The following is a 24772-nucleotide window of genomic DNA, read 5'->3' on the forward strand; positions in this document are numbered from 1 at the left end:
TGCAGCAACATCAAAAGCAGTTAAAATCATTAAGGATTCAATTAATCCTATTGTTAATAATATAAGTGTAGACCCAAATAATGCCGGGGGGGCGCTATATTTATTTGCTCCAAATAGTGGTGGACGCTATTCGCTTCAAGTTAAAGCAGATGGACATAATGGAGTGTGGGATGATGTAAATAAAAGGTGGTTGTATTGCTTTAATCCTGATGGTTATCTTGTTCATGGTATCAACCCATCTATCATTGGCGTGGGGCAGTCTTATCAAAATGTTACAAATTCAAGAATTAATTATGTTACATACACAAACACAACAAGCAGGCCTATTTTAGCAAGCGTAATGTCTCCATCTGGAAATGTTACAATTATAAAATTAAATGGTGTGGAAGTATTCAGAATACCTGCAAACACTTATCATAGTTTCATAATCCCTCCTGGTTCAAATTACAGCGCAAGCTTGGCTGCATACTCAGTATCAGGAAGGCCTGCGAGTGCAAACTGGGTAGAGTTGCGATAAATTATTGGAGTATATATGAAGTATTATAAAGATCAAAAAAACAATATATGGGCTTTTGATGATGATGTTGATGTAGCTATCATGCGCCTAGATTTAATAGAAATGACAGAAAAAGAAATAAACACAATGTTATTTGTGTCAGATGAACAAATTACAGTTCCTCAATCATTAAGTCGTTTTCAAGCTATGACAGTTCTGAAACTCACTAAACTAGAGGACGGAATCACTCTATATCAAGCAACTGATGCATATATTAATTCACTTGATAATGATTCAGTTGAAAGCATAACTGCAAAGACAGCGTGGGAAACTGCGCAAGAATTTAGGCGTGATTCGACTTTGATTCAATTAGCTGGGAAATTGTTTAATCTAACTGATGAACAAGTCGATAAAATGTTCTTTGAAGGGGCAAAGATAAAAGCATAATTAAAAACCTACAATTAAGGAATTTCAATGTATTTTTACAAGTTAGCAATAGCACTTGACCAGTTTTTTAATGCACTAATTTCAGGTAAGCCGAACGAAACGCTATCTAGCAGAGCTTACAGATGTGCTAACTTAACTGACAACGCTAAAAAGCGATGGATTATTGCAGAAAAAGTTATTAATGCCATATTTTTTTGGCAAAAAAAACACTGTTACCTCGCTTACGTTTCACAACGAAAACGCAATCGTTTATAGATATAAAGTATACTCGCTAAAATCTGAGTTGAAGTTGACTAATGAAAAAAGGGTAACTATGGATCACACACTTCATAGTTGCCCTTTTTTAAATCATCTAGTTAATTATATTTTACAATCAGATTATGAATTTAGATTTGTACCTGCTACGGACGTAACAGCACAAAGTAGAATTTAAACATCAAACTTTTTACAAAGCTGTTCAGTTAATTCATTGGTTTTTGTCATGTAAGGTTCAAGATATTCACTATTATCTATAATGCAATAAATACCTTTTGATCCATTTCCAAATATGAAATACACAGAACCTTTGAGATCATCTTTTTTTGCAATTAGTCTCATTTCATCTAAATTTTGGTACCAATCAAGCATGTCACTTAGCGAGTGTGTTTTATTAATCGCTTCCCCGTCATCGACACTTATAGTAAATTGGTGCGACATTAATTCATTATATAAAGCTGTGATTATTTTAATTTCGTTTTTTTGCGTTACTGATATCATGTTATCACCTTGTTAATTACACTTTATAGTTATTGTATAAAAATGTGTTTTCATTCCAGATTTAGCCTATCCATACTTTGAACTCAGTGAAAAAACCTTTCAAACTAAGATGATAGATTAAAATCAATTTTTGCATTACAGGCATCTAAGTATTTAAAAATAGTTTGCATACTTGATTTGCTAGGATTACTTTCGATTCTATGAATATTTGATGGTGCGACTTTTAGTTTTCTTGCAACATCAGATGAGGTTAAATTAGCGTTATAACGAGCCTTTGAAAGTAGTTCTTTTAGTTTCCATTCATATTCTGCATTTTCATATGCTTCTTTTGCTGCATCATTGCAAAGCATTACTTTCTCTAAGTCAAGAATCGTTTTTGAGTGCTTTTTAGTCATTTTGTATGATCTCCTTTAATCTATCTCGTGCTATTTTAATTGCTACTGCTGGAGTTTTTTGCGTCTTTTTTACAAATGAATGTAATAAATAAACTGTATTATTTTTTTGATATGCATAAATACTTCTGGCTATATTGTTACGCTCTATTGCTCTTAATTCAAATAACCCGTTACCTAATGCTCGGCTATCTGGCATTTTCAGTTGACCGATTTTTTCTAATTTTTTTATTAGATGAAACATTTTACCACTTAGTTCATCAGGTAATTCTGATAACTCTAAAAAAGCATCATCATGTATTTTTATATTAAACATTTTAAACCCTTTTTTTATCTTATAAAGTAATTTTATCTTATATGATAAAAAAAGCAAGTTATTTTTATCACATAAAGTAATTTTCTCTTATAAAATAAATTTATCATATAAGATAATAAAATGAGTTGCATCAGGAGCGTGTTAGAGCTACTCTATTTTCATTGAGACAAGAAATAAAGACTATTAAAATGAAAGAATTAAATTTGTTACAAGAAATTATAAGAGATGTAGATGCAGCAAATAGGCTAAGGGATAATATTTCATGGAAAAATTGGGAGTCCGCAGATGTAATTTTAGAGTCATATCAATTTAAACCAACAAATGTATTAAAATCTATTTTAGAAAGAGCAATAAAAACTGACGGTTTATCACTTGAAAAAGATATATCTAGATTTAAAAAATTTAGTTAAATATGTGAATAGGGACTATAGTCCCTATTTTTAGTTATCTATTTCAGCAATATTTTGATGACAAGAATTTGTAATCTCTTTAGCTACTCCGATTAAATTAGTTATATCTTTATCAAAAACCCCCGAATTATCATTCTCTAGAGTATTTTGGATTATATTTATTAATGAATGTAATTGCTCCAGCTTTAGATCAATCGGTTCCAATTTTAATTTTAATATTTTTTTGCTAATCATTATGTATTTCCTATGGTGGGTTAATACATTAATGTATATTTAATTTTTTTAGATTTAGATAGTTTTTTTGTATTATAATTAAATTGGCTGATGGTTAGCCGGAAAAGATTTATCTTACCGGCTTACCATTTTTTAAGGAATACTAAAATTTGAGCATAAAAAATTTCTGATAGTGTTATGTATCTAGGTTTCTTTCTAATAACTGCTCAATTTGTTTTATTAGGTCTTCTGGTGCATTTTTTAATGAAAACGTAACGTCAGTAGGGGTTTTATACGTTGCTTTTACTCCATTCCTAAAAAAGCGTTCTTTTGGCTTTATTTGTTCAGGTAGAACAGTTTCAAATTTAGATATAACTTGCTCAGTAGTAAGTTCGTTTTTAATTTTAACTAATTCTATAGCTATTATCATTACCGATTCTTTATGGCTTCTATAAATCTTAGCTAATCGCTCGCCAGCTCTTGCGCTTAATTCGTTAGGTGATTTAAAGCATTTAATTACTTCAATCGGTAGTGATGCTGTTTCTATGCAACGTTTAATTATTTTTCTATCGACTTTGATATCTTCAGATAATTGGCTTACATTATTAAAGAATTCACGCTCTAATCTAGTTTTATAACGCATTCCAATTTCGTAAGCACTAGGCTTGCGATGGTCATTACCAGTTTCAGAAAGGTAATCCATTTCTTTGTCGGTTAAGTCGCCCACTAATACAAGGTAGTCTTTTTTAGCTAAAATGGCCGCTTTTCTTCTTCTGCTTCCGTCTGCAACCTCAATAACACCGCTTATTTCTCGTCCAATGCCGGGGAATTGCTGTCCTGATTTGGTCATTGTTGGCATAATGTCATCGAGAGCGTCGCTATCAAGTAACTCTTGTAATCGAATATTGTCGGAATAGACCATCGTTGCTTTATTTACAAAATTTGCATCTATTTTTTTACATATAAAAGTTATATCACGGCCGAGAACAGGTAAAGTTATGGTATTGCCGGGCGAAACGGCTACTGATCTTCGTGATAAAGCTGCTACGGTTGGAGTTGGTGAGCGCTTTGACGATGTTTTTATCTGTTCTTCAATATCTAATTGTTCTGAGTTATTCAAATTTAAAGTAGGTGCTCGTTTCATATTAGTTACTCCATCGTGGTGTTATCAATTTATTTAAAATTTCATTAGCGACAGGCTCCCATATTGATATTGCATTTCTCCATGCACTTGACGTGCTTCTTTGGTCAGCGGCTTGTTCGAATATAGTTCGCATTCTAATTTGACCTTTTCCTACTTCGTCAGTTGTTCTCACTATTTCTTTTAGTACCATTTCATTCCATGAAGCCCTAATTTGATCAAGCATCCATTCGCTTTGACTCCCCATTGAATTGCTATATTTTGTAACCAAGACTTTAACATCTGGCTCAAACCCTCCAAGGTCAATATTAGACAATACATCATTTAACATGGTAAAGAACTGGTAAGAGCTAACGTAATCGTAAAGTTCGGCAGGTGTTGGTACTATAATCACATCGGAAGCGCAAACAAGGTTAACAGTTCCAACTCCGAGTGTCGGTGCACTATCAATTATAATAATGTCATAATCTTTCCAAATAGTCTCTATACCTGCCCTTAGTAATAAATGAGGTTCATAAGCTAATTTATTATCATCATATTGTGCGTAAACTTCGCTCTCAATGCGATGTAACTCTAAACATGATGGAATTATGTCCAACTTGGGCCAGCAAGTAGTTTTTATTGCGTAAGATAAGTCATTTTTCTCACCAATCATAAACGGTAAAACAGTATTTTCCCCTGTTATGTGCAATTCGGGGACATAACCGTGATAAAGGGATGCTGTCGCTTGTGGGTCCATATCTATTATAAGCGTCCTGAATCCTTGTAAGGCATAAGATTGTGCGATATGAACTGCTGATGAGGTTTTATAAGCACCGCCTTTATTAACTGATACGGAAATAACAACAGGATCAGAATTGACTGGACGTTTAGGAGCAGTACCAAAAATATCTCGCATGTGGTCAATTTGATAAATAGTATAACCTTCTCTTCGCTGAACACTCCCAGCTTGAATAAAATCAGGAGGCGGAAGTTGACCTGATTCCTCTGATGCTCGAATCGTTGGTTCGGAAACACCCGCTAATTCAGCAGCTTCTTTTATACCAAATCGCCTAGTAATTGTGCGAGAAGTAGGGTCACTATCTCCAAATTGAGCCTTTGCAATCTGCATAGTCATTACTTGCCCACGCTTTATACATTGTTCTAAAGTATTTTTTAAACTCATAAAAATTCTCCTTTTTTAACTTTGTTTATTCTACAGCATTTTGCCTTTTTTAAGCAAAATACTATAAAAAAAGCAAAATAATTTTTTTGTGAAATTTTAAAACCTGCTTTTTTTAGTTGTTACTTTTTAATACGTTACAAAATTATTGATTAAAAACATATAGATATGAATAAATTTTCAATTTTATAAATATTGTTACATATGATTTTTTTTTAAATTTTATAAATTTATTATCTAAATTCACTTAAACGATAAAATAAGGTACCATAAGTAACTAATGATAAATTATAAAAGGTGCCATAATAAAAGTCAATATAAAAGGTACCATAAATAACAATTAAAGGGTTCACACATCAAAAGGGATCATATGTATCTATAGATAAGTACCACATCAACCGTTTAATCGCGCGATTAAACGGTTGATGTGGTACTTATCTATAGATACATATGATCCCTTTTGATGTGTGAACCCTTTAATTGTTATTTATGGTACCTTTTATATTGACTTTTATTATGGCACCTTTTATAATTTATCATTAGTTACTTATGGTACCTTATTTTATCGTTTAAGTGAATTTAGATAATAAATTTATAAAATTTAAAAAAAAATCATATGTAACAATATTTATAAAATTGAAAATTTATTCATATCTATATGTTTTTAATCAATAATTTTGTAACGTATTAAAAAGTAACAACTAAAAAAAGCAGGTTTTAAAATTTCACAAAAAAATTATTTTGCTTTTTTTATAGTATTTTGCTTAAAAAAGGCAAAATGCTGTAGAATAAACAAAGTTAAAAAAGGAGAATTTTTATGAGTTTAAAAAATACTTTAGAACAATGTATAAAGCGTGGGCAAGTAATGACTATGCAGATTGCAAAGGCTCAATTTGGAGATAGTGACCCTACTTCTCGCACAATTACTAGGCGATTTGGTATAAAAGAAGCTGCTGAATTAGCGGGTGTTTCCGAACCAACGATTCGAGCATCAGAGGAATCAGGTCAACTTCCGCCTCCTGATTTTATTCAAGCTGGGAGTGTTCAGCGAAGAGAAGGTTATACTATTTATCAAATTGACCACATGCGAGATATTTTTGGTACTGCTCCTAAACGTCCAGTCAATTCTGATCCTGTTGTTATTTCCGTATCAGTTAATAAAGGCGGTGCTTATAAAACCTCATCAGCAGTTCATATCGCACAATCTTATGCCTTACAAGGATTCAGGACGCTTATAATAGATATGGACCCACAAGCGACAGCATCCCTTTATCACGGTTATGTCCCCGAATTGCACATAACAGGGGAAAATACTGTTTTACCGTTTATGATTGGTGAGAAAAATGACTTATCTTACGCAATAAAAACTACTTGCTGGCCCAAGTTGGACATAATTCCATCATGTTTAGAGTTACATCGCATTGAGAGCGAAGTTTACGCACAATATGATGATAATAAATTAGCTTATGAACCTCATTTATTACTAAGGGCAGGTATAGAGACTATTTGGAAAGATTATGACATTATTATAATTGATAGTGCACCGACACTCGGAGTTGGAACTGTTAACCTTGTTTGCGCTTCCGATGTGATTATAGTACCAACACCTGCCGAACTTTACGATTACGTTAGCTCTTACCAGTTCTTTACCATGTTAAATGATGTATTGTCTAATATTGACCTTGGAGGGTTTGAGCCAGATGTTAAAGTCTTGGTTACAAAATATAGCAATTCAATGGGGAGTCAAAGCGAATGGATGCTTGATCAAATTAGGGCTTCATGGAATGAAATGGTACTAAAAGAAATAGTGAGAACAACTGACGAAGTAGGAAAAGGTCAAATTAGAATGCGAACTATATTCGAACAAGCCGCTGACCAAAGAAGCACGTCAAGTGCATGGAGAAATGCAATATCAATATGGGAGCCTGTCGCTAATGAAATTTTAAATAAATTGATAACACCACGATGGAGTAACTAATATGAAACGAGCACCTACTTTAAATTTGAATAACTCAGAACAATTAGATATTGAAGAACAGATAAAAACATCGTCAAAGCGCTCACCAACTCCAACCGTAGCAGCTTTATCACGAAGATCAGTAGCCGTTTCGCCCGGCAATACCATAACTTTACCTGTTCTCGGCCGTGATATAACTTTTATATGTAAAAAAATAGATGCAAATTTTGTAAATAAAGCAACGATGGTCTATTCCGACAATATTCGATTACAAGAGTTACTTGATAGCGACGCTCTCGATGACATTATGCCAACAATGACCAAATCAGGACAGCAATTCCCCGGCATTGGACGAGAAATAAGCGGTGTTATTGAGGTTGCAGACGGAAGCAGAAGAAGAAAAGCGGCCATTTTAGCTAAAAAAGACTACCTTGTATTAGTGGGCGACTTAACCGACAAAGAAATGGATTACCTTTCTGAAACTGGTAATGACCATCGCAAGCCTAGTGCTTACGAAATTGGAATGCGTTATAAAACTAGATTAGAGCGTGAATTCTTTAATAATGTAAGCCAATTATCTGAAGATATCAAAGTCGATAGAAAAATAATTAAACGTTGCATAGAAACAGCATCACTACCGATTGAAGTAATTAAATGCTTTAAATCACCTAACGAATTAAGCGCAAGAGCTGGCGAGCGATTAGCTAAGATTTATAGAAGCCATAAAGAATCGGTAATGATAATAGCTATAGAATTAGTTAAAATTAAAAACGAACTTACTACTGAGCAAGTTATATCTAAATTTGAAACTGTTCTACCTGAACAAATAAAGCCAAAAGAACGCTTTTTTAGGAATGGAGTAAAAGCAACGTATAAAACCCCTACTGACGTTACGTTTTCATTAAAAAATGCACCAGAAGACCTAATAAAACAAATTGAGCAGTTATTAGAAAGAAACCTAGATACATAACACTATCAGAAATTTTTTATGCTCAAATTTTAGTATTCCTTAAAAAATGGTAAGCCGGTAAGATAAATCTTTTCCGGCTAACCATCAGCCAATTTAATTATAATACAAAAAAACTATCTAAATCTAAAAAAATTAAATATACATTAATGTATTAACCCACCATAGGAAATACATAATGATTAGCAAAAAAATATTAAAATTAAAATTGGAACCGATTGATCTAAAGCTGGAGCAATTACATTCATTAATAAATATAATCCAAAATACTCTAGAGAATGATAATTCGGGGGTTTTTGATAAAGATATAACTAATTTAATCGGAGTAGCTAAAGAGATTACAAATTCTTGTCATCAAAATATTGCTGAAATAGATAACTAAAAATAGGGACTATAGTCCCTATTCACATATTTAACTAAATTTTTTAAATCTAGATATATCTTTTTCAAGTGATAAACCGTCAGTTTTTATTGCTCTTTCTAAAATAGATTTTAATACATTTGTTGGTTTAAATTGATATGACTCTAAAATTACATCTGCGGACTCCCAATTTTTCCATGAAATATTATCCCTTAGCCTATTTGCTGCATCTACATCTCTTATAATTTCTTGTAACAAATTTAATTCTTTCATTTTAATAGTCTTTATTTCTTGTCTCAATGAAAATAGAGTAGCTCTAACACGCTCCTGATGCAACTCATTTTATTATCTTATATGATAAATTTATTTTATAAGAGAAAATTACTTTATGTGATAAAAATAACTTGCTTTTTTTATCATATAAGATAAAATTACTTTATAAGATAAAAAAAGGGTTTAAAATGTTTAATATAAAAATACATGATGATGCTTTTTTAGAGTTATCAGAATTACCTGATGAACTAAGTGGTAAAATGTTTCATCTAATAAAAAAATTAGAAAAAATCGGTCAACTGAAAATGCCAGATAGCCGAGCATTAGGTAACGGGTTATTTGAATTAAGAGCAATAGAGCGTAACAATATAGCCAGAAGTATTTATGCATATCAAAAAAATAATACAGTTTATTTATTACATTCATTTGTAAAAAAGACGCAAAAAACTCCAGCAGTAGCAATTAAAATAGCACGAGATAGATTAAAGGAGATCATACAAAATGACTAAAAAGCACTCAAAAACGATTCTTGACTTAGAGAAAGTAATGCTTTGCAATGATGCAGCAAAAGAAGCATATGAAAATGCAGAATATGAATGGAAACTAAAAGAACTACTTTCAAAGGCTCGTTATAACGCTAATTTAACCTCATCTGATGTTGCAAGAAAACTAAAAGTCGCACCATCAAATATTCATAGAATCGAAAGTAATCCTAGCAAATCAAGTATGCAAACTATTTTTAAATACTTAGATGCCTGTAATGCAAAAATTGATTTTAATCTATCATCTTAGTTTGAAAGGTTTTTTCACTGAGTTCAAAGTATGGATAGGCTAAATCTGGAATGAAAACACATTTTTATACAATAACTATAAAGTGTAATTAACAAGGTGATAACATGATATCAGTAACGCAAAAAAACGAAATTAAAATAATCACAGCTTTATATAATGAATTAATGTCGCACCAATTTACTATAAGTGTCGATGACGGGGAAGCGATTAATAAAACACACTCGCTAAGTGACATGCTTGATTGGTACCAAAATTTAGATGAAATGAGACTAATTGCAAAAAAAGATGATCTCAAAGGTTCTGTGTATTTCATATTTGGAAATGGATCAAAAGGTATTTATTGCATTATAGATAATAGTGAATATCTTGAACCTTACATGACAAAAACCAATGAATTAACTGAACAGCTTTGTAAAAAGTTTGATGTTTAAATTCTACTTTGTGCTGTTACGTCCGTAGCAGGTACAAATCTAAATTCATAATCTGATTGTAAAATATAATTAACTAGATGATTTAAAAAAGGGCAACTATGAAGTGTGTGATCCATAGTTACCCTTTTTTCATTAGTCAACTTCAACTCAGATTTTAGCGAGTATACTTTATATCTATAAACGATTGCGTTTTCGTTGTGAAACGTAAGCGAGGTAACAGTGTTTTTTTTGCCAAAAAAATATGGCATTAATAACTTTTTCTGCAATAATCCATCGCTTTTTAGCGTTGTCAGTTAAGTTAGCACATCTGTAAGCTCTGCTAGATAGCGTTTCGTTCGGCTTACCTGAAATTAGTGCATTAAAAAACTGGTCAAGTGCTATTGCTAACTTGTAAAAATACATTGAAATTCCTTAATTGTAGGTTTTTAATTATGCTTTTATCTTTGCCCCTTCAAAGAACATTTTATCGACTTGTTCATCAGTTAGATTAAACAATTTCCCAGCTAATTGAATCAAAGTCGAATCACGCCTAAATTCTTGCGCAGTTTCCCACGCTGTCTTTGCAGTTATGCTTTCAACTGAATCATTATCAAGTGAATTAATATATGCATCAGTTGCTTGATATAGAGTGATTCCGTCCTCTAGTTTAGTGAGTTTCAGAACTGTCATAGCTTGAAAACGACTTAATGATTGAGGAACTGTAATTTGTTCATCTGACACAAATAACATTGTGTTTATTTCTTTTTCTGTCATTTCTATTAAATCTAGGCGCATGATAGCTACATCAACATCATCATCAAAAGCCCATATATTGTTTTTTTGATCTTTATAATACTTCATATATACTCCAATAATTTATCGCAACTCTACCCAGTTTGCACTCGCAGGCCTTCCTGATACTGAGTATGCAGCCAAGCTTGCGCTGTAATTTGAACCAGGAGGGATTATGAAACTATGATAAGTGTTTGCAGGTATTCTGAATACTTCCACACCATTTAATTTTATAATTGTAACATTTCCAGATGGAGACATTACGCTTGCTAAAATAGGCCTGCTTGTTGTGTTTGTGTATGTAACATAATTAATTCTTGAATTTGTAACATTTTGATAAGACTGCCCCACGCCAATGATAGATGGGTTGATACCATGAACAAGATAACCATCAGGATTAAAGCAATACAACCACCTTTTATTTACATCATCCCACACTCCATTATGTCCATCTGCTTTAACTTGAAGCGAATAGCGTCCACCACTATTTGGAGCAAATAAATATAGCGCCCCCCCGGCATTATTTGGGTCTACACTTATATTATTAACAATAGGATTAATTGAATCCTTAATGATTTTAACTGCTTTTGATGTTGCTGCAGTTTCCTCTGAATCACTACTTAACGACGAGCTTAATTTCACCACTCCTGGTCGTTCTGTTGTACCCACAACTTTGCCTAAATTTAACGCCTCAACTACTCCTTCATTGGCTGTCAATGCTAAATCATAAGCCTCTTTTACTGCTTTTGAGGTCGCACCAGTTTCTTCTGAATCACTACTCAGCGATGAGCTTAGCTCTACACCCTTTTTAGCGTCTATTAAAGCAACCACTGACTTAATCGCCTTCGACGTTGCTGCTGTTTCCTCTGAATCACTACTTAACGACGAGCTTAATTTCACCACTCCTGGTCGTTCTGTCGTACCCACAACTTTGCCTAAATTTAACGCCTCAACTACTCCTTCATTGGCTGTCAATGCTAAATCATAAGCCTCTTTTACTGCTTTTGAGGTCGCACCAGTTTCTTCTGAATCACTACTCAGCGATGAGCTTAGCTCTACACCCTTTTTAGCATCTATTAAAGCAACCACTGATTTAATCGCCTTCGACGTCGCTGCTGTTTCCTCTGAATCACTACTTAACGACGAGCTTAATTTCACCACTCCTGGTCGTTCTGTCGTACCCACAACTTTGCCTAAATTTAACGCCTCAACTACTCCTTCATTGGCTGTTAATGCTAAATCATAAGCCTCTTTCACTGCTTTTGAAGTCGCACCGGTTTCTTCTGAATCACTACTCAGTGATGAGCTTAGCTCTACACCCTTTTTAGCATCTATTAAAGCAACCACTGACTTAATCGCCTTCGATGTCGCTGCTGTTTCCTCTGAATCACTACTCAGCGATGAGCTTAGCTCTACACCCTTTTTAGCGTCTATTAAAGCAACCACTGACTTAATCGCCTTCGATGTCGCTGCTGTTTCCTCTGAATCACTACTTAACGACGAGCTTAATTTCACCACTCCTGGTCGTTCTGTTGTACCCACAACTTTGCCTAAATTTAACGCCTCAACTACTCCTTTATTGGCTGTCAATGCTAAATCATAAGCCTCTTTTACTGCTTTTGAGGTCGCACCGGTTTCTTCTGAATCACTACTCAGTGATGAGCTTAGCTCTACACCCTTTTTAGCATCTATTAAAGCAACCACTGACTTAATCGCCTTCGATGTCGCTGCTGTTTCCTCTGAATCACTACTCAGCGATGAGCTTAGCTCTACACCCTTTTTAGCGTCTATTAAAGCAACCACTGACTTAATCGCCTTCGATGTCGCTGCTGTTTCCTCTGAATCACTACTCAGCGATGAGCTTAGCTCTACACCCTTTTTAGCGTCTATTAAAGCAACCACTGACTTAATCGCCTTCGATGTCGCTGCTGTTTCCTCTGAATCACTACTTAACGACGAGCTTAGATCTACACCCTTTTTAGCGTCTATTAAAGCAACCACTGACTTAATCGCCTTCGATGTCGCTGCTGTTTCCTCTGAATCACTACTCAGCGATGAGCTTAGCTCTACACCCTTTTTAGCGTCTATTAAAGCAACCACTGACTTAATCGCCTTCGACGTTGCTGCTGTTTCCTCTGAATCACTACTTAACGACGAGCTTAGATCTACACCCTTTTTAGCGTCTATTAAAGCAACCACTGACTTAATCGCCTTCGATGTCGCTGCTGTTTCCTCTGAATCACTACTCAGCGATGAGCTTAGATCTACACCCTTTTTAGCATCTATTAAAGCAACCACTGACTTAATCGCCTTCGACGTTGCTGCTGTTTCCTCTGAATCACTACTTAACGACGAGCTTAATTTCACCACTCCTGGTCGTTCTGTCGTACCCACAACTTTGCCTAAATTTAACGCCTCAACTACTCCTTCATTGGCTGTCAATGCTAAATCATAAGCCTCTTTTACTGCTTTTGAGGTCGCACCAGTTTCTTCTGAATCACTACTCAGCGATGAGCTTAGCTCTACACCCTTTTTAGCATCTATTAAAGCAACCACTGATTTAATCGCCTTCGACGTCGCTGCTGTTTCCTCTGAATCACTACTTAACGACGAGCTTAATTTCACCACTCCTGGTCGTTCTGTCGTACCCACAACTTTGCCTAAATTTAACGCCTCAACTACTCCTTCATTGGCTGTTAATGCTAAATCATAAGCCTCTTTCACTGCTTTTGAAGTCGCACCGGTTTCTTCTGAATCACTACTTAACGACGAGCTTAACTCTACATCCTTTTTAGCATCTACTAAGGCTACCACCGACTTAATCGCCTTCGATGTCGCCGCCGTTTCTTCTGAATCACTACTCAGCGATGAACTTAGCTCGATACCTTTTTTGACGTCTACCAATACATTCCCTTTTTCATCGGGGAATGTATTATTTACAGTTAAAACAGGGTGAAGTTCTAATATTTTTGCACCAATATCTTCTATTCTATTACAGGCATCATCAGCTTTATTTGCCGCAATGATGGTTTGATTTCGTACTTGATAAAAATCATTAATCAGCGCTGGAGTAAGATCGCTTTCACTTGGAATAGTTAAAAAATTATTTAGTGTATCGTCAGGGGAATCATGATAAATAGTTATATCTCCTATGTAATGTTCAATGCCTTTATGTAAAGTTGAAATATAAACAGCGTACTCAGAATTATTCAATGTTAAATCGTAATATCCATAGCTATCCGTAATAATAGAACAGTTTATTTTGTCGATAACATTCATTGTATTTTTTAACGAAACAAATCTAATTTTACAATTTGATATCACTTCCCCGGAGCCATTTTTCAAATAGCCAAAAATCCGTGCCATAAAGTATCCACCCTATAAAGTTGGTTCATCTGGAAAAATACAATCAGACCCTTTTACATCTATTCTATTAACTAAAAATCGATACTCTTGCCATTTTTTTAATAGTAAAATTTCTGAATCTGTAAGTTGTTGAATGCTTTCGCCATACTGGAGTATGCTTATTTGCTCAGTTGCTATATTTATCCGTTCATTTTTCTCTTTAGTTATATTGTTTATTCTTTCTTCTTCTTCTAATTTTTCATTTTTCACCCACTTTTCTCCATTCCATTCATCATACTTACATGGCACGAGTAAAGTGTAATCGTCATCAACGGGGCCTAATTTTTGGATTAGCATACTTTCTTTATTTTTTTTATTGTATGCATACTGACCTATGAAACTTTCAATCAAAACCCAAGCACCATTTTTTTCACACGGCCAGAAACCGTCTTTAAATTCGGGGGCTTCTCGCAAAGCGTTAAATGGCGCCAAGCTGTTATTGTTGCTTTCAAGAGAATGAGTGAATTGTCTATTTTCACTTAATGAATCATAATAATAATTTATTTCTGCCATTTTACACTCCTAGATACATTGCAGCTGTAAGGCCTAAGTTAACAGGGTTGTTTTCAATGCCGGTTGGCACAACTCTAGACGCATCCATACTAATTATTCCGCCCCAATTATCACCACTTCCAGATTTAATTGATGAATTCCATGTTGAACTAATATAAAGAGCACCCTGACTTGCGCTTTCTATGTATGCACCTTTATTAAAAGAATAAACGTTACCCCATATGTTCCTTATTTTGTCATCTTCCCAAGAACCTACTTGTCTACTTGAACCGTTTACTACTCGAAGAAATGCCCCTCTTCCATCTTTAGAGAAAAAATTAGGGAGGTTAATCCTATCTCCAGATATAGAAATACCCCAGTCAGCTTTAAACTCTGTTGAGAATGAATTAAGGACTTTTCCTTGAGGTGAAGAAACAAGAAATGTATCACCATTCAATGAATACCAGCCATTATCAAGTTGATATAGTCTTTTCATTGATAACTCAAACTTGCCTACTGATGAGTTAGTTAATCCTCGTATTGCCTGAGCGATTTGTGTATCATCATTAGGATCGAGTGTCATCCCTGATGAAACAATAATGTTGACTAACTCTCTTTGAATAGTGTTAAACCAAGCCGCAGGTAAAATCGTAGGTTCAATACCTGCTGCGACAACACCGTCAGTAAACTCACCAGACGCAGTTGCTGATGAAGTAATGCTTCCTATTTTTTGCATTGTAATTCCTTAATCATAAATAAATTGTAAAATAGTATGAGAAGGTGAATATTTATCTAATCGACATTCAATGGTTGAGTTGCCATGCGTCATAAGCGGATCACCACATCGAGACATTCCGGCTTTAGCAAACTGCCTATTATCATTAAGTCCTAGAACTTGCCACACAAACGGCCACTCTTCGCCATAAATTCGATCACCTGCTCGAGATAGCCCACACCGGGCTTGGCGGAATTCTTTTATTTTGATAACTTTCGATAATGCAGATGCCAGTTCAGTAAAATACGATTTACTTTGGCCTCCGATGCTAATGAATTTTAAAAAGACGGCTAAAAGCCTATCTTGGTAAGTCTGTTTTTCACCAAAACTACAACTATCCGGTAATCCGAGGCTTTTCTCCCACTCATCTAAAAAAGTAATCGATGAACCCGGAAAAGCGGAAGTAATTAAATTAATAGCTTCATCATCAATACGTTGAAAACTTTTCGCAATAGACATCAACAAACGATATTGAATTGAATTTCTATCACCCCAAATGATCCCTTTTGGCATTAATTGTTTTAATGCCATTGCATACTCATCTTGACTATACTTAGACATAACTAATTACCCCGATTGACGGCAACTCCCCGGTACCAAGCGATATATTCGAATTTGGGGTATTAAGAATAAATCCATTTGTCCCATCAACATTTGAAATTGCTTTGATGATTGATGATAAGTTAATCATTCCAGCCAATTCACCTTCACTAAAAAAGACATTTTCAATCGCTTGATGGAGTTCTTTTTTGACACTATCACTTGCGCTTGATATCCCTCTTATTTCGAAATTAATTTTTTTAGCAATGGGAGAGCACACCCATACGAGTGCGGTGACTGGCTGAAAATCGTAAATATAATTTGCTACTGTTAGTTGGTCCCCTGTTGCCTTATAAGCTCCCCAATCTTCTTTATTTGATATTCCATCACTACCAACCGGAAATCCATTATTACTATTGCCATCCATCATAAAATAGACGCCAACCGACCCCACCCCTATTATTCTGCGCTTAATCCAAGCACGAGTTACGCCGGGTATCGATAACGCCCAACTAATGTAATCATCATTACTACCGCCTTGTGGGGTATTTTGATAGCGATGCAAAACTCGAGACCTAAAATCTTCTTCATTTTCAACATCACTACCACCCGTAATCGGATCGATTGTCGTAACCTGATTTGATAATCCAGTAATCGGCTCGTCAAAAGTCAATAGCGTCCCAGCATCAATGTTCCCATCTTTACCGCCGCACGTAATATCATCAAAAGGGTCTTTTAATACTGCAGTAATACTTGCGTAAGATTCGCCATTTGAATTGATAGTAAGCCCGTTATCAACCGTATATTGGTAGCCATCACTCCGATTTAATTTGGTACCTTTTTGAATAGAAACACCAGCCTTTCCCTCAAAGAGTACCTTTTTGCACGTCGCTGCTGTTGGTGGGTACCTAAATATCTTGCGAGTTGCACCCCATGCGGCTAAATATTCATCTGTTGCTGTATAGGGCGTAGCTTGCTTTGCAATGTAATCTAAATACCCGTATTGCAAATGGCTCATGCCAGCGACTGTATTTCCAATGACTCGCATATTCGAAAATCGAAGCAGCGAGCCAATATCTTTTTGGCCATTTTCAATATCGCTCGTTACAATAGATTGAAGTTCTGATAGTGTTTTACGTTTAAATGGCATTTACACTTGCTCCCAAATTCGATTAAATTTTAATGTACTGACATCGCCATTTGGCTTGTAATAAGTAACCTGTAAATAAAGGCTGTTTGGGTAGATAATTTGGCTAGTTATATCAAATTGACTAACAACACCATCGGATATCAACCATTGAAGTGCCTCATTAGCGTAAAGTTCAGCGCGGCGAGCAACATTTAATGTGAGTTTTTGACGATAAAGAAGCCAAAGCCTTGATCCAATATTTGAATCATAAAAGATATCAGCCCACCAGCCACGCCGATTATTATCTTCAATTTCATCATCGGCATTGGCTAAGCCGTCAGTAAATAAACTGATCATAATAGATGTTGATAAATCGTTACCTTGCTTTAAATCGCCAAAATCAACTGACCAATCGCCTCTCATGACATCTAAATCAAAAAATGTGGTTATATCACTCATTTTTTCCCCATAAAAAAACCGCCCAACGGCGGTTTAATTTAAATATAATTAGAAAGGTTTATTCTATTTTATTTAATAACTTATTCATGTTTTCAAATTGCTTTATTTTCATTAGCATATAATTGTTAAAAAAATTAACACCCAAAATAAATAGAATTAAAATAGCAATTATGTTAACTATTTCTGTTTTATATGTGCCAAATGCATAGAGAAAAAATGATAAAAACATAATGGTTAATGCAAATAAAACCCGAGCAAACTGACAAAAAAAAGTTAAAGAACTGTATGTTTTTTTTGCAAGCAAACTAGATTCATCATCAACTTTAATTTTATTTATATTTCCCATAAAAAAACTCCATTTAATTAATAAAAGATAACTATTTTACACATAAAAAATAAATGAAGAATATTAATCTTAATTTTGAACTTCTGAATTAATGGCTTGATAGCCGCTGGCCACATTTTTGACAAGATGAGTATGCCGATTAAAACGATCTCTTAGCTGGCTAATCGTTTCCGTATTTCCCCCTGCTGTATTGTCTATAACTTGTCCCGTTACTGTTAATAGTGGTGCATCAATTTCAACGGTAGCTGTCGTGACAATTTTAACGGGCTTGCTATTTGCTTGAACCGTAATGCCACTTTTCGATAAAATAATATGATCGCCCCACTGATTGTAAATGACCGTCTCCCCCTGCTTTAAATCTTTGTATCGAGACTCTTTATGATTGCTGGCTACAATAATTCCATTTGTTCTATCACCGCCAATAAACACCATTACAACATCACTATCAGCCGGTAACGATGAAGAAAAACCAAACTCAGCGATGCGTGGCGTATTATCTTTTGATTCTAATGCTGTTTGATACTGAGCAATTTGAATTGGTCCGCTATCGTTAACTTGTACAACTTGGCCGATCCCTATCATCATTTTTATATTTCGATAAAGTTTTTTAATTTCTTCAATCATTTTTGAAGCTCCGCAAGGGGTGAATAAAATTGAAAAGGTTCAACAATAAAGGCTTCCGGAGGCATTAAAATCATGTCACACCGTGTTCCTTTTTTCCCTTTTTGATACTCTACACTTGCGATTAACCAGAGTTCGTTTTTTAAATCAATGGATGGAATATTAACGGGGACTAAGGTATTTTGCTCCCATAATGCTCCCGAAGAATCTCGCCAGCTATCCAGTGTGACTTTGATTTGCTTAGAGCGCCCATAGCGCCGATTCATTTCCCAATTTATACAGTCTTGTGCTAATTTAGCACTCGTCATCGTGCTTTCAACAATCGTTATTTTATTTCTAAAACGTAATTTTTTATAATCAGGATCTTTAGCTTTCGCAACCATCATTTGAGAATAACCAGCAGTGCCAAGTTCCTGAAGAGGTAATGCGGATATTGAAATACCTGAATACTCGGAATACCGGGATGCCAAAGAGACGGAATAATCATATTTTTCAATATTCTTACCTTCTTCAATGCCACTAGCCGCTTTCTTATTATTCACTCTTGTTAAATAGAGACTGCCATCAGGAAGTTCATAATAAAGTAATCCGGCCCATCGACAAATTCGGTCAATAATTTCCTGTGATGTTTCCCCCCAATTTAAATTAAACTGCGGTAAAATTTGGAAGTTTTTTATATTACTTTTTACTTTTATTCCATAAGAATTCGCCAGTTTTTGACAAAGTGCGATAACGTTTGTATTGCTAATCACATTGTTGGGCCAATTGGCAGAGCAATCGACTAAATCTTGGCACTTACCACGTCCGGAGACGTTGACTTGATGCGATGTCGACGTTTTAGAGACCATCCACTGATCGATGTAACCCGTACAAACCAAATCACTGCCAAGATAAATTTGACATTCTCGACCAGGTCTTATTATTTGAGTATTGCCAGTTACGTCATAATTATCCATAAGTGACAAGCTAAAATTTGTAGGGAAACGCTCAATAGAACGACTGACTCGCAAACTATCCCATCCAATTATCTCTTTGTCATCTAAGCGTAAAATTAAATCATCATTCATAATTACTCACTTAGCGCATTAAATTTTGTTGGCATAAACGCCGGGTGAATGGGATTGGCCGAAACAATAAGCTCATCAGCTCGGTTAGCATCTTGATAAAGTTGATTAGCCATTGTTAACGCTGGAACAGGAGCGTAAGTTATCACCTCAGTTAAATGCGATAGATTCGCTCCTTTCACATTAACCGCGTTAATGATATCGCTTTTTAACTGCTTTAATTGAATATACACATCATCAAGAGAATAGTTACCAACAAGTAAAAGTGCATCATCTAAGACTAATATCACTCGCTTTAACACAGACATAGCATCATCATAACTTGAAGGGATGTATTCAGCCGATATTTTAGCGAATAAAGCAGCAATGATGATCTTAAAATACAAATTCGTCATTGCTAAAACTATAATGTTTTTATTATCAACATCATATTCGACATACTGTAGCCAGTATAATTTTTCAAAGGCATTTAACATGTCATATTTTGATAAACCAGAATCAAGAATGGATTGAATACCAACGCATATATTCTTTGTGTAATCATCAATATCACCGGCATTATTAAGACCGTTAATTGATGAAAGATTATTCGCTGTTTTACTTTTATTTAAAATTGAGCTGATAATCTTTTGCTTCATCAGTAAATTGTAATCATTGGTATCATCCGTATTTGTTACATTACCATTTACGCCATTAACATGCCCACCAACATCGCCAGAACTATAACGTCCATATTTCCTATTTCCGAAAAGATCATTCACGGTATTCACCAGATTAGAAGCTTCATCTGTTATACTTGTTATTGAATTTTCCCAATATCCCGTCGTTTTAACCAGTGTTTTTATAGCTTGGTTAGACTTCATTAAAATCATTTTAACGCTAGAGATATAACTACTGGCAACCGATGCAATAACAGACAAATACGAGTTATCAACCGTTGACTCTATTTCTTTAATATTCGTAATCGCAAAAACACGCAATCCTGACTCTGTTACAGATAATGAAAATTCAACTGTATTACCGTTACTTACGCCCTCTTTTATCGTTAAATCATCAACTGATACTGTTAACTCACCGAACGTCGGGTGAACAAGTGTCCCTACCCCCATTTTTTCGCAGGCAGCAACAAGATTATCTCGCTGAGTAATAATATCAGAGCTTTTATAAAGCAAACTGCTTCCAACTAAAAAACCATTTAATTTGATTTTTCTAACCTTTCGTCCAATATCTTCAACCCAAGCTTTATCACGGTAAGGATATTCGTGCGTTGCATTACGACGGCCATGACTTGAAGATACATCAATAATGGCAAAAGGTATGCCCCGGAAAGAGGCTTTTAATAATTTATCATTCCAGTCCATAACATTTAACCTTTTAATTAGAATGACATTGATTTTGTGATTGTTCCGCCAATTGGGACCGTAATACTCTCTGAATCATTATCCTTTTCAATTGTAATTTTTACTTCAGTCACTTTTTTTTCATTATTATCCTGATGCAAATATTGGGGTGGATTAATTATCGTGTCTGACTTATCTACTACCTCTTTTTTAACTTCTACATCTCTAGAGCTTTGAAAACCAAACATCGCACCATCTCCACTCATCTCAAGCGCATAGCCAGCCTCATTAGCATAAGAAGAATCTGCACCGTTTTTACTGATATCAACCGTTGCCGCTTTAAATGCCCCAGCAGAACCCATAACCAATTTATCAACATAACGAGAAAAATTATTATAAATACCACTGGACCACGCTTGATATTCTTCATCGGTTTTTTTATATTCTAAAGATCTATCTATGTATTCTTGATCATCAACTAGATTTAAATCTTCTGCTTTTTGAGAGAGCGTTTCAATTTCGCCTCCTCTTTGCAATAACTTCATTTGATTATTATCTAAACCAAGTTTACTTGCGAGGGTTCCCTGAATGGCCGGATTTAATTTTTCAAATTTGGATGCGAAATTTTGAATAGTTTTACTGACATCAGCTAGACCATTGTCATCTTTTTCTATTTTCACACCAATTTGGTTAAAATAACTCAGAGAATCTTTATCTCGACCTTGCAGGGCTTCATTAAATAAAGTATAAAATTTAGATACAGATCCTTCTGCGCTTTCTTTCTCTATGCCGATGATTCGCATAGCGCCTACTAACTTGCTAAAATCACGAGGTGCCATGTTGTTCGACTGAGATAATGCAACATAATTAGCTGTCTCTGTTGCATGTTTATTTGCATCATTAACTAGCTTATTACCAAGTCCAATAACCCCTCCAACAAAACCAACACCACCAAGTACATTTTTATATTTTAAAGCAAGTTCTCCGATCCCCTTTATAGGTGAAGACATCTTTCCAATAATCTCTGCTCCAAATTTAGCCGAGACGTTTATATCTTTTAAAATATCACCCACCGGTGATAATCCTTCTTTTGCTTTTTTGCCACCACCCTCAAGACTTTTATTCGCTTTTATCGCATTAGCATCAAGCTTTTTGACTGAGTCATCCATTTTCTGGATTTCATCAATACCATATGCAGTTGCTTTAATGCCAACATCAAACATATTAGCCATTATTAACCCTCATTTAACCGCATCTCATTTATTTTCCGTGCTTGTTCGTGCCACCAAAGAAGCCTTGATGCGGTTAGCATTGATGCATCTAAGGGTCCCCAATGATAAAAATAAGTAACCTCTGCCAAAACACGATAAATATCTATTCCGGCGTATAGTCGAAAAAACCCATTAAGTAGCTCTCACAGTTTTTAAAATCACGCCACTTGAGTTTATTGGTTATTTCCATGGGGATAGCTGACATTAACGAAACCATTTTTTTGACTGCCGAAAGATGATTATTATTTGATTTAATATCATTATAATAATTCTCCATCTCTAAAATAGTCGGCTCTCTCAGCTGTACTGATTCATATTTTAACGAATTATCATTATTTGCAATTGGAGTTATTAACGTAATAACTTTCGTTGATTCAAATTCGTTTTTTTCTGTAATTGATTGCATTATTACCCCTCGCTTAACGATCCGCCTTCAAATTTGAGGCTAAATACGGCATCATCTGATGATACCTCTTGTGTTTCAACGCTCCACATATTACTGCCAGTAAGCATCTTACCGTTTGCTAGTTCGACGCTAATAGTAACATTCACCATCTTATTAAAATCTGCGACCGTGGTCCCACCACTATCTCGGACATCACAAGAAATAAAAGGGGCAATATGCGTCTCTTTATAACCGTGAACACCATCCATTCCAACTAATGTTTCTCTCTTAATTTTTGATGCTTGATATTTAAAATTACCGACAACCATAATTGATTGGCCATCAATAGTGACATAAGCTGTGCCAGCTAATAAGGTCATAATTTCCCCTTTTCCCCACACGAATGTGGGGAATATAAATTAATTGTTTACTCGATTCCTAAATTGATTTTTAACAGCAAAAACACGTAATGCACTGATTAATGTTCCCGGCCAAATAACATCAACACGATCTGGATTTTGAGCGTTAATTTCAACAATAAGCTCTTTAGCAAAAGTATCGGCACCTTGTACATATCCGTTATTTTCAAGCCACCTGTATTGCGCAATAAGCTCACTTTTTATGATTTTAGGTGTAACAATTGAGGAACCCGGCGGAAAGCGAGTACCATCTGCTGCTAACTTCATTCGAGCAAGCTTGCTGGTCACTTTAGCTTTCATATAGCGCATAACAAACATCAATAAAAACATGCGTTCAACTTGCAGGTAACTATCATCTTCATCACCAAATTTATTTTTTTGATAATTCGTAATAATATTTTCAATTCGAACCGTTTTATCGTCATCAACGCTATATGTAGATATTCCGCTGTAAAGTAGATTGTTACGCTCGTTTAAATCAAAAATAGACGACAACGATGGCGCTAATACTTTGTTAATTGACAACGTTTGAAGTGGCCGACCAGGATCATTTCGTAAACTCACCGCTGCGGCGCCGGCATAAGCAGCCGACCAGCAATAAGCCGAGGTTGGAGAGTCATAAACACCCAAAATCGAGCCGTGCTGATCGTTCCGTGATTCGCCTAGCGTCGTAATCTCGCCATACGTACCGCTACAAGCACTAAAAAAATGGCCATACAACTGTGAGGCATAGCTCCAGCGCCCAACATCATCAGATAGAAAGTCTTTCAGCGTGTTAAGCGATGTTATATCGGTATAAGGGTTGATAATAAAATCAAACGTTTTATCACTTAAATTTGCCAGTGCAGAGGCAAGATCAGGAACGCCTGCGCCGCCACTCATATTTTGGATAGTGATCCCCATTCCGGTCGGTGTATATTCACTTCCTGAGCTGCCTAAATAATTCAAAATAATTTTGATGTCATTACCATGAGCACCTAAATTTTTAGCCGTAAGTGTAACGGTATAATCTGAAACGGCTGCTTTGACTGGCAGTTCTGACTTAGCATTAATTCGCTCTGCTATATTTACAGCGATAGTTTCTTTTGCTTGATTCGGTGTTGCGGTTAACTGTAATTTAGTACCAGCAACGTACAAGCTAATCAATCCACTTTCGGTAGGTGCTGAATCAATAATGATTTTACCAACTGCGGCAATCATTGATTCACTATCATCTTCAAGCGGTAAGATATAAATTTTACCTGATGTATCATTTCCGCTGTAAGCCGTAAATTGATTGTGCAGCATAGAGCCTTGACCAGCTAATGTGATAACTGTACTCGCAGATGAAACAACCACCGCTTCATTTGCAGTAGCACTACCTGACGCAAGTTTTTGACCAATAATCAGCGTGTTTTGCGAAGCAACCGCATTATTGGCCATCGAATTATCAAGCTCAATATAAAATAACGGTACACGTAAATTATTAGGTATATTATCGAATCCTATCATTTACTTTTTCTCCTTGATAAGTTCAACGTCACCATCCCGGAGCCGACGAAGCCAAAACGGTGATTTTTGCACCGTTGCGCCGTTTTCGGGCAGAATTTCTTTAGTCACCGGATCTCTAATAGTCCGGCCTTCTTTCGGTTTAACAAACAT

Annotated in this window: 34 protein-coding genes; 10 read left to right on the forward strand and 24 right to left on the reverse strand. The window is 35.3% G+C overall.

Features of this window, described 5'->3' with window-relative positions; translation table 11 throughout:
* The 3 genes from RHO12_12515 to RHO12_12525 all read left to right on the forward strand — a co-directional run.
* On the forward strand, nucleotides 1-517 hold a 517-nt coding region (locus tag RHO12_12515), incomplete at its 5' end, for a hypothetical protein (protein ID WVD67416.1).
* Nucleotides 518-532: 15 nt separating this feature from the next.
* A complete protein-coding gene (locus RHO12_12520) occupies nucleotides 533-943 on the forward strand; it encodes a hypothetical protein (protein ID WVD67417.1) in 411 nt (136 codons plus the stop codon).
* A 27-nt stretch (nucleotides 944-970) separates the two neighbouring features.
* Complete coding sequence (locus RHO12_12525) at nucleotides 971-1198, forward strand: hypothetical protein (protein ID WVD67418.1); 228 nt, start codon at nucleotides 971-973, stop codon at nucleotides 1196-1198.
* 174 nt (nucleotides 1199-1372) lie between these two features.
* Here RHO12_12525 and RHO12_12530 read toward each other — a convergent pair whose 3' ends face one another.
* From RHO12_12530 to RHO12_12540, 3 genes are all read right to left on the reverse strand, one after another.
* Nucleotides 1373-1699: a hypothetical protein gene (locus RHO12_12530; protein WVD67419.1), complete on the reverse strand. Its 327-nt coding sequence runs from the start codon at nucleotides 1697-1699 to the stop codon at nucleotides 1373-1375.
* Between the two features lie 104 nt (nucleotides 1700-1803).
* Entirely contained in the window at nucleotides 1804-2094 is a 291-nt protein-coding gene (locus tag RHO12_12535) for a helix-turn-helix transcriptional regulator (protein WVD67420.1), read from the reverse strand.
* Nucleotides 2087-2407 (reverse strand): type II toxin-antitoxin system RelE/ParE family toxin, encoded by a 321-nt coding sequence (locus RHO12_12540; GenBank protein ID WVD67421.1) that lies wholly within the window; start codon nucleotides 2405-2407, stop codon nucleotides 2087-2089. The genes RHO12_12535 and RHO12_12540 overlap by 8 nt, the downstream gene beginning before the upstream one ends.
* 188 nt (nucleotides 2408-2595) lie before the next feature.
* On the opposite strand from RHO12_12540, the gene RHO12_12545 reads away from it, so the two are divergent.
* Entirely contained in the window at nucleotides 2596-2817 is a 222-nt protein-coding gene (locus RHO12_12545; protein WVD67422.1) for a hypothetical protein, read from the forward strand.
* A gap of 30 nt (nucleotides 2818-2847) precedes the next feature.
* On the opposite strand, the gene RHO12_12550 is transcribed toward RHO12_12545, so the two are convergent.
* From RHO12_12550 to RHO12_12560, 3 genes are all read right to left on the reverse strand, one after another.
* Entirely contained in the window at nucleotides 2848-3051 is a 204-nt protein-coding gene (locus tag RHO12_12550) for a hypothetical protein (GenBank protein WVD67423.1), read from the reverse strand.
* Nucleotides 3052-3226: 175 nt separating this feature from the next.
* Complete coding sequence (locus RHO12_12555; GenBank protein WVD67424.1) at nucleotides 3227-4174, reverse strand: ParB/RepB/Spo0J family plasmid partition protein; 948 nt, start codon at nucleotides 4172-4174, stop codon at nucleotides 3227-3229.
* 1 nt (nucleotide 4175) lies between these two features.
* Entirely contained in the window at nucleotides 4176-5336 is a 1161-nt protein-coding gene (locus RHO12_12560) for an AAA family ATPase (protein ID WVD67425.1), read from the reverse strand.
* Nucleotides 5337-6150: 814 nt separating this feature from the next.
* Between RHO12_12560 and RHO12_12565 the strand changes: the two genes are divergently transcribed.
* The 3 genes from RHO12_12565 (at nucleotide 6151) to RHO12_12575 (ending at nucleotide 8639) form a co-directional block, all read left to right on the forward strand.
* Nucleotides 6151-7311 (forward strand): AAA family ATPase, encoded by a 1161-nt coding sequence (locus RHO12_12565; protein WVD67426.1) that lies wholly within the window; start codon nucleotides 6151-6153, stop codon nucleotides 7309-7311.
* Nucleotide 7312: 1 nt separating this feature from the next.
* On the forward strand, nucleotides 7313-8260 hold the full coding sequence (locus RHO12_12570) for a ParB/RepB/Spo0J family plasmid partition protein (protein ID WVD67427.1): 948 nt from the start codon (nucleotides 7313-7315) through the stop codon (nucleotides 8258-8260).
* Between the two features lie 175 nt (nucleotides 8261-8435).
* Nucleotides 8436-8639, forward strand: coding sequence for a hypothetical protein (locus RHO12_12575; protein WVD67428.1), 204 nt, complete (start codon nucleotides 8436-8438; stop codon nucleotides 8637-8639).
* Nucleotides 8640-8669: 30 nt separating this feature from the next.
* On the opposite strand, the gene RHO12_12580 is transcribed toward RHO12_12575, so the two are convergent.
* The gene (locus RHO12_12580) at nucleotides 8670-8891 is read right to left on the reverse strand and encodes a hypothetical protein (protein WVD67429.1); all 222 of its coding nucleotides are present in this window, start codon (nucleotides 8889-8891) and stop codon (nucleotides 8670-8672) included.
* A 188-nt stretch (nucleotides 8892-9079) separates the two neighbouring features.
* On the opposite strand from RHO12_12580, the gene RHO12_12585 reads away from it, so the two are divergent.
* The 3 genes from RHO12_12585 (at nucleotide 9080) to RHO12_12595 (ending at nucleotide 10114) form a co-directional block, all read left to right on the forward strand.
* Nucleotides 9080-9400, forward strand: coding sequence for a type II toxin-antitoxin system RelE/ParE family toxin (locus RHO12_12585; GenBank protein WVD67430.1), 321 nt, complete (start codon nucleotides 9080-9082; stop codon nucleotides 9398-9400).
* Complete coding sequence (locus tag RHO12_12590) at nucleotides 9393-9683, forward strand: helix-turn-helix transcriptional regulator (protein ID WVD67431.1); 291 nt, start codon at nucleotides 9393-9395, stop codon at nucleotides 9681-9683. The genes RHO12_12585 and RHO12_12590 overlap by 8 nt, the downstream gene beginning before the upstream one ends.
* 104 nt (nucleotides 9684-9787) lie before the next feature.
* The gene (locus RHO12_12595) at nucleotides 9788-10114 is read left to right on the forward strand and encodes a hypothetical protein (protein WVD67432.1); all 327 of its coding nucleotides are present in this window, start codon (nucleotides 9788-9790) and stop codon (nucleotides 10112-10114) included.
* 174 nt (nucleotides 10115-10288) lie between these two features.
* Here RHO12_12595 and RHO12_12600 read toward each other — a convergent pair whose 3' ends face one another.
* The 17 genes from RHO12_12600 to RHO12_12680 form a co-directional block, all read right to left on the reverse strand.
* Nucleotides 10289-10516 carry a hypothetical protein gene (locus RHO12_12600; protein ID WVD67433.1) on the reverse strand — a complete coding sequence of 76 codons (228 nt, stop codon included), beginning with the start codon at nucleotides 10514-10516 and terminating at the stop codon, nucleotides 10289-10291.
* A gap of 27 nt (nucleotides 10517-10543) precedes the next feature.
* Complete coding sequence (locus RHO12_12605; GenBank protein ID WVD67434.1) at nucleotides 10544-10954, reverse strand: hypothetical protein; 411 nt, start codon at nucleotides 10952-10954, stop codon at nucleotides 10544-10546.
* Nucleotides 10955-10969: 15 nt separating this feature from the next.
* Nucleotides 10970-14251: a tail fiber protein gene (locus RHO12_12610; GenBank protein ID WVD67435.1), complete on the reverse strand. Its 3282-nt coding sequence runs from the start codon at nucleotides 14249-14251 to the stop codon at nucleotides 10970-10972.
* A gap of 12 nt (nucleotides 14252-14263) precedes the next feature.
* Nucleotides 14264-14803 carry a tail fiber assembly protein gene (locus RHO12_12615; GenBank protein ID WVD67436.1) on the reverse strand — a complete coding sequence of 180 codons (540 nt, stop codon included), beginning with the start codon at nucleotides 14801-14803 and terminating at the stop codon, nucleotides 14264-14266.
* A gap of 1 nt (nucleotide 14804) precedes the next feature.
* A complete protein-coding gene (locus tag RHO12_12620; protein ID WVD67437.1) occupies nucleotides 14805-15518 on the reverse strand; it encodes a hypothetical protein in 714 nt (237 codons plus the stop codon).
* 9 nt (nucleotides 15519-15527) lie between these two features.
* A complete protein-coding gene (locus RHO12_12625) occupies nucleotides 15528-16118 on the reverse strand; it encodes a DUF2313 domain-containing protein (protein ID WVD67438.1) in 591 nt (196 codons plus the stop codon).
* On the reverse strand, nucleotides 16111-17247 hold the full coding sequence (locus RHO12_12630; protein ID WVD67439.1) for a baseplate J/gp47 family protein: 1137 nt from the start codon (nucleotides 17245-17247) through the stop codon (nucleotides 16111-16113). Before RHO12_12630 ends, RHO12_12625 begins: the two co-directional genes overlap by 8 nt.
* Entirely contained in the window at nucleotides 17248-17685 is a 438-nt protein-coding gene (locus tag RHO12_12635; protein WVD67440.1) for a phage GP46 family protein, read from the reverse strand.
* 58 nt (nucleotides 17686-17743) lie between these two features.
* A complete protein-coding gene (locus RHO12_12640) occupies nucleotides 17744-18031 on the reverse strand; it encodes a hypothetical protein (GenBank protein WVD67441.1) in 288 nt (95 codons plus the stop codon).
* 69 nt (nucleotides 18032-18100) lie between these two features.
* Nucleotides 18101-18655 (reverse strand): phage baseplate assembly protein, encoded by a 555-nt coding sequence (locus RHO12_12645; protein ID WVD67442.1) that lies wholly within the window; start codon nucleotides 18653-18655, stop codon nucleotides 18101-18103.
* Complete coding sequence (locus tag RHO12_12650; GenBank protein WVD67443.1) at nucleotides 18652-19719, reverse strand: contractile injection system protein, VgrG/Pvc8 family; 1068 nt, start codon at nucleotides 19717-19719, stop codon at nucleotides 18652-18654. The genes RHO12_12645 and RHO12_12650 overlap by 4 nt, the downstream gene beginning before the upstream one ends.
* Before the next feature lie 2 nt (nucleotides 19720-19721).
* Nucleotides 19722-21077: a DNA circularization N-terminal domain-containing protein gene (locus RHO12_12655; GenBank protein ID WVD67444.1), complete on the reverse strand. Its 1356-nt coding sequence runs from the start codon at nucleotides 21075-21077 to the stop codon at nucleotides 19722-19724.
* Nucleotides 21078-21094: 17 nt separating this feature from the next.
* A complete protein-coding gene (locus RHO12_12660) occupies nucleotides 21095-22288 on the reverse strand; it encodes a hypothetical protein (GenBank protein ID WVD67445.1) in 1194 nt (397 codons plus the stop codon).
* Nucleotides 22289-22430: 142 nt separating this feature from the next.
* A complete protein-coding gene (locus tag RHO12_12665; GenBank protein WVD67446.1) occupies nucleotides 22431-22733 on the reverse strand; it encodes a phage tail assembly protein in 303 nt (100 codons plus the stop codon).
* Nucleotides 22734-22735: 2 nt separating this feature from the next.
* Nucleotides 22736-23092, reverse strand: a complete 357-nt coding sequence (locus RHO12_12670) for a phage tail tube protein (protein ID WVD67447.1) — start codon at nucleotides 23090-23092, stop codon at nucleotides 22736-22738.
* 39 nt (nucleotides 23093-23131) lie between these two features.
* Nucleotides 23132-24622, reverse strand: a complete 1491-nt coding sequence (locus RHO12_12675) for a phage tail sheath subtilisin-like domain-containing protein (protein WVD67448.1) — start codon at nucleotides 24620-24622, stop codon at nucleotides 23132-23134.
* The gene (locus tag RHO12_12680) at nucleotides 24623-24772 is read right to left on the reverse strand and encodes a DUF2635 domain-containing protein (protein ID WVD67449.1); all 150 of its coding nucleotides are present in this window, start codon (nucleotides 24770-24772) and stop codon (nucleotides 24623-24625) included. It lies immediately after the preceding gene.

It is taken from the genome of Orbaceae bacterium lpD02, from assembly GCA_036251875.1.
In the GTDB taxonomy this organism is placed as follows: Bacteria; Pseudomonadota; Gammaproteobacteria; order Enterobacterales; family Orbaceae; genus Orbus; species Orbus sturtevantii.

What these genes read in the sequence shown, in the direction of transcription:
- RHO12_12520 (WVD67417.1), top strand. Translation starts at nt 533, where the DNA reads ATGAAGTATTATAAAGATCAAAAAAACAATATATGGGCTTTTGATGAT.
- RHO12_12525 (WVD67418.1), top strand. Translation starts at nt 971, where the DNA reads ATGTATTTTTACAAGTTAGCAATAGCACTTGACCAGTTTTTTAATGCA.
- RHO12_12530 (WVD67419.1), bottom strand. Translation starts at nt 1,699, where the DNA reads ATGATATCAGTAACGCAAAAAAACGAAATTAAAATAATCACAGCTTTA.
- RHO12_12535 (WVD67420.1), bottom strand. Translation starts at nt 2,094, where the DNA reads ATGACTAAAAAGCACTCAAAAACGATTCTTGACTTAGAGAAAGTAATG.
- RHO12_12540 (WVD67421.1), bottom strand. Translation starts at nt 2,407, where the DNA reads ATGTTTAATATAAAAATACATGATGATGCTTTTTTAGAGTTATCAGAA.
- RHO12_12545 (WVD67422.1), top strand. Translation starts at nt 2,596, where the DNA reads ATGAAAGAATTAAATTTGTTACAAGAAATTATAAGAGATGTAGATGCA.
- RHO12_12550 (WVD67423.1), bottom strand. Translation starts at nt 3,051, where the DNA reads ATGATTAGCAAAAAAATATTAAAATTAAAATTGGAACCGATTGATCTA.
- RHO12_12555 (WVD67424.1), bottom strand. Translation starts at nt 4,174, where the DNA reads ATGAAACGAGCACCTACTTTAAATTTGAATAACTCAGAACAATTAGAT.
- RHO12_12560 (WVD67425.1), bottom strand. Translation starts at nt 5,336, where the DNA reads ATGAGTTTAAAAAATACTTTAGAACAATGTATAAAGCGTGGGCAAGTA.
- RHO12_12565 (WVD67426.1), top strand. Translation starts at nt 6,151, where the DNA reads ATGAGTTTAAAAAATACTTTAGAACAATGTATAAAGCGTGGGCAAGTA.
- RHO12_12570 (WVD67427.1), top strand. Translation starts at nt 7,313, where the DNA reads ATGAAACGAGCACCTACTTTAAATTTGAATAACTCAGAACAATTAGAT.
- RHO12_12575 (WVD67428.1), top strand. Translation starts at nt 8,436, where the DNA reads ATGATTAGCAAAAAAATATTAAAATTAAAATTGGAACCGATTGATCTA.
- RHO12_12580 (WVD67429.1), bottom strand. Translation starts at nt 8,891, where the DNA reads ATGAAAGAATTAAATTTGTTACAAGAAATTATAAGAGATGTAGATGCA.
- RHO12_12585 (WVD67430.1), top strand. Translation starts at nt 9,080, where the DNA reads ATGTTTAATATAAAAATACATGATGATGCTTTTTTAGAGTTATCAGAA.
- RHO12_12590 (WVD67431.1), top strand. Translation starts at nt 9,393, where the DNA reads ATGACTAAAAAGCACTCAAAAACGATTCTTGACTTAGAGAAAGTAATG.
- RHO12_12595 (WVD67432.1), top strand. Translation starts at nt 9,788, where the DNA reads ATGATATCAGTAACGCAAAAAAACGAAATTAAAATAATCACAGCTTTA.
- RHO12_12600 (WVD67433.1), bottom strand. Translation starts at nt 10,516, where the DNA reads ATGTATTTTTACAAGTTAGCAATAGCACTTGACCAGTTTTTTAATGCA.
- RHO12_12605 (WVD67434.1), bottom strand. Translation starts at nt 10,954, where the DNA reads ATGAAGTATTATAAAGATCAAAAAAACAATATATGGGCTTTTGATGAT.
- RHO12_12610 (WVD67435.1), bottom strand. Translation starts at nt 14,251, where the DNA reads ATGGCACGGATTTTTGGCTATTTGAAAAATGGCTCCGGGGAAGTGATA.
- RHO12_12615 (WVD67436.1), bottom strand. Translation starts at nt 14,803, where the DNA reads ATGGCAGAAATAAATTATTATTATGATTCATTAAGTGAAAATAGACAA.
- RHO12_12620 (WVD67437.1), bottom strand. Translation starts at nt 15,518, where the DNA reads ATGCAAAAAATAGGAAGCATTACTTCATCAGCAACTGCGTCTGGTGAG.
- RHO12_12625 (WVD67438.1), bottom strand. Translation starts at nt 16,118, where the DNA reads ATGTCTAAGTATAGTCAAGATGAGTATGCAATGGCATTAAAACAATTA.
- RHO12_12630 (WVD67439.1), bottom strand. Translation starts at nt 17,247, where the DNA reads ATGCCATTTAAACGTAAAACACTATCAGAACTTCAATCTATTGTAACG.
- RHO12_12635 (WVD67440.1), bottom strand. Translation starts at nt 17,685, where the DNA reads ATGAGTGATATAACCACATTTTTTGATTTAGATGTCATGAGAGGCGAT.
- RHO12_12640 (WVD67441.1), bottom strand. Translation starts at nt 18,031, where the DNA reads ATGGGAAATATAAATAAAATTAAAGTTGATGATGAATCTAGTTTGCTT.
- RHO12_12645 (WVD67442.1), bottom strand. Translation starts at nt 18,655, where the DNA reads ATGATTGAAGAAATTAAAAAACTTTATCGAAATATAAAAATGATGATA.
- RHO12_12650 (WVD67443.1), bottom strand. Translation starts at nt 19,719, where the DNA reads ATGAATGATGATTTAATTTTACGCTTAGATGACAAAGAGATAATTGGA.
- RHO12_12655 (WVD67444.1), bottom strand. Translation starts at nt 21,077, where the DNA reads ATGGACTGGAATGATAAATTATTAAAAGCCTCTTTCCGGGGCATACCT.
- RHO12_12660 (WVD67445.1), bottom strand. Translation starts at nt 22,288, where the DNA reads ATGGCTAATATGTTTGATGTTGGCATTAAAGCAACTGCATATGGTATT.
- RHO12_12665 (WVD67446.1), bottom strand. Translation starts at nt 22,733, where the DNA reads ATGCAATCAATTACAGAAAAAAACGAATTTGAATCAACGAAAGTTATT.
- RHO12_12670 (WVD67447.1), bottom strand. Translation starts at nt 23,092, where the DNA reads ATGACCTTATTAGCTGGCACAGCTTATGTCACTATTGATGGCCAATCA.
- RHO12_12675 (WVD67448.1), bottom strand. Translation starts at nt 24,622, where the DNA reads ATGATAGGATTCGATAATATACCTAATAATTTACGTGTACCGTTATTT.
- RHO12_12680 (WVD67449.1), bottom strand. Translation starts at nt 24,772, where the DNA reads ATGTTTGTTAAACCGAAAGAAGGCCGGACTATTAGAGATCCGGTGACT.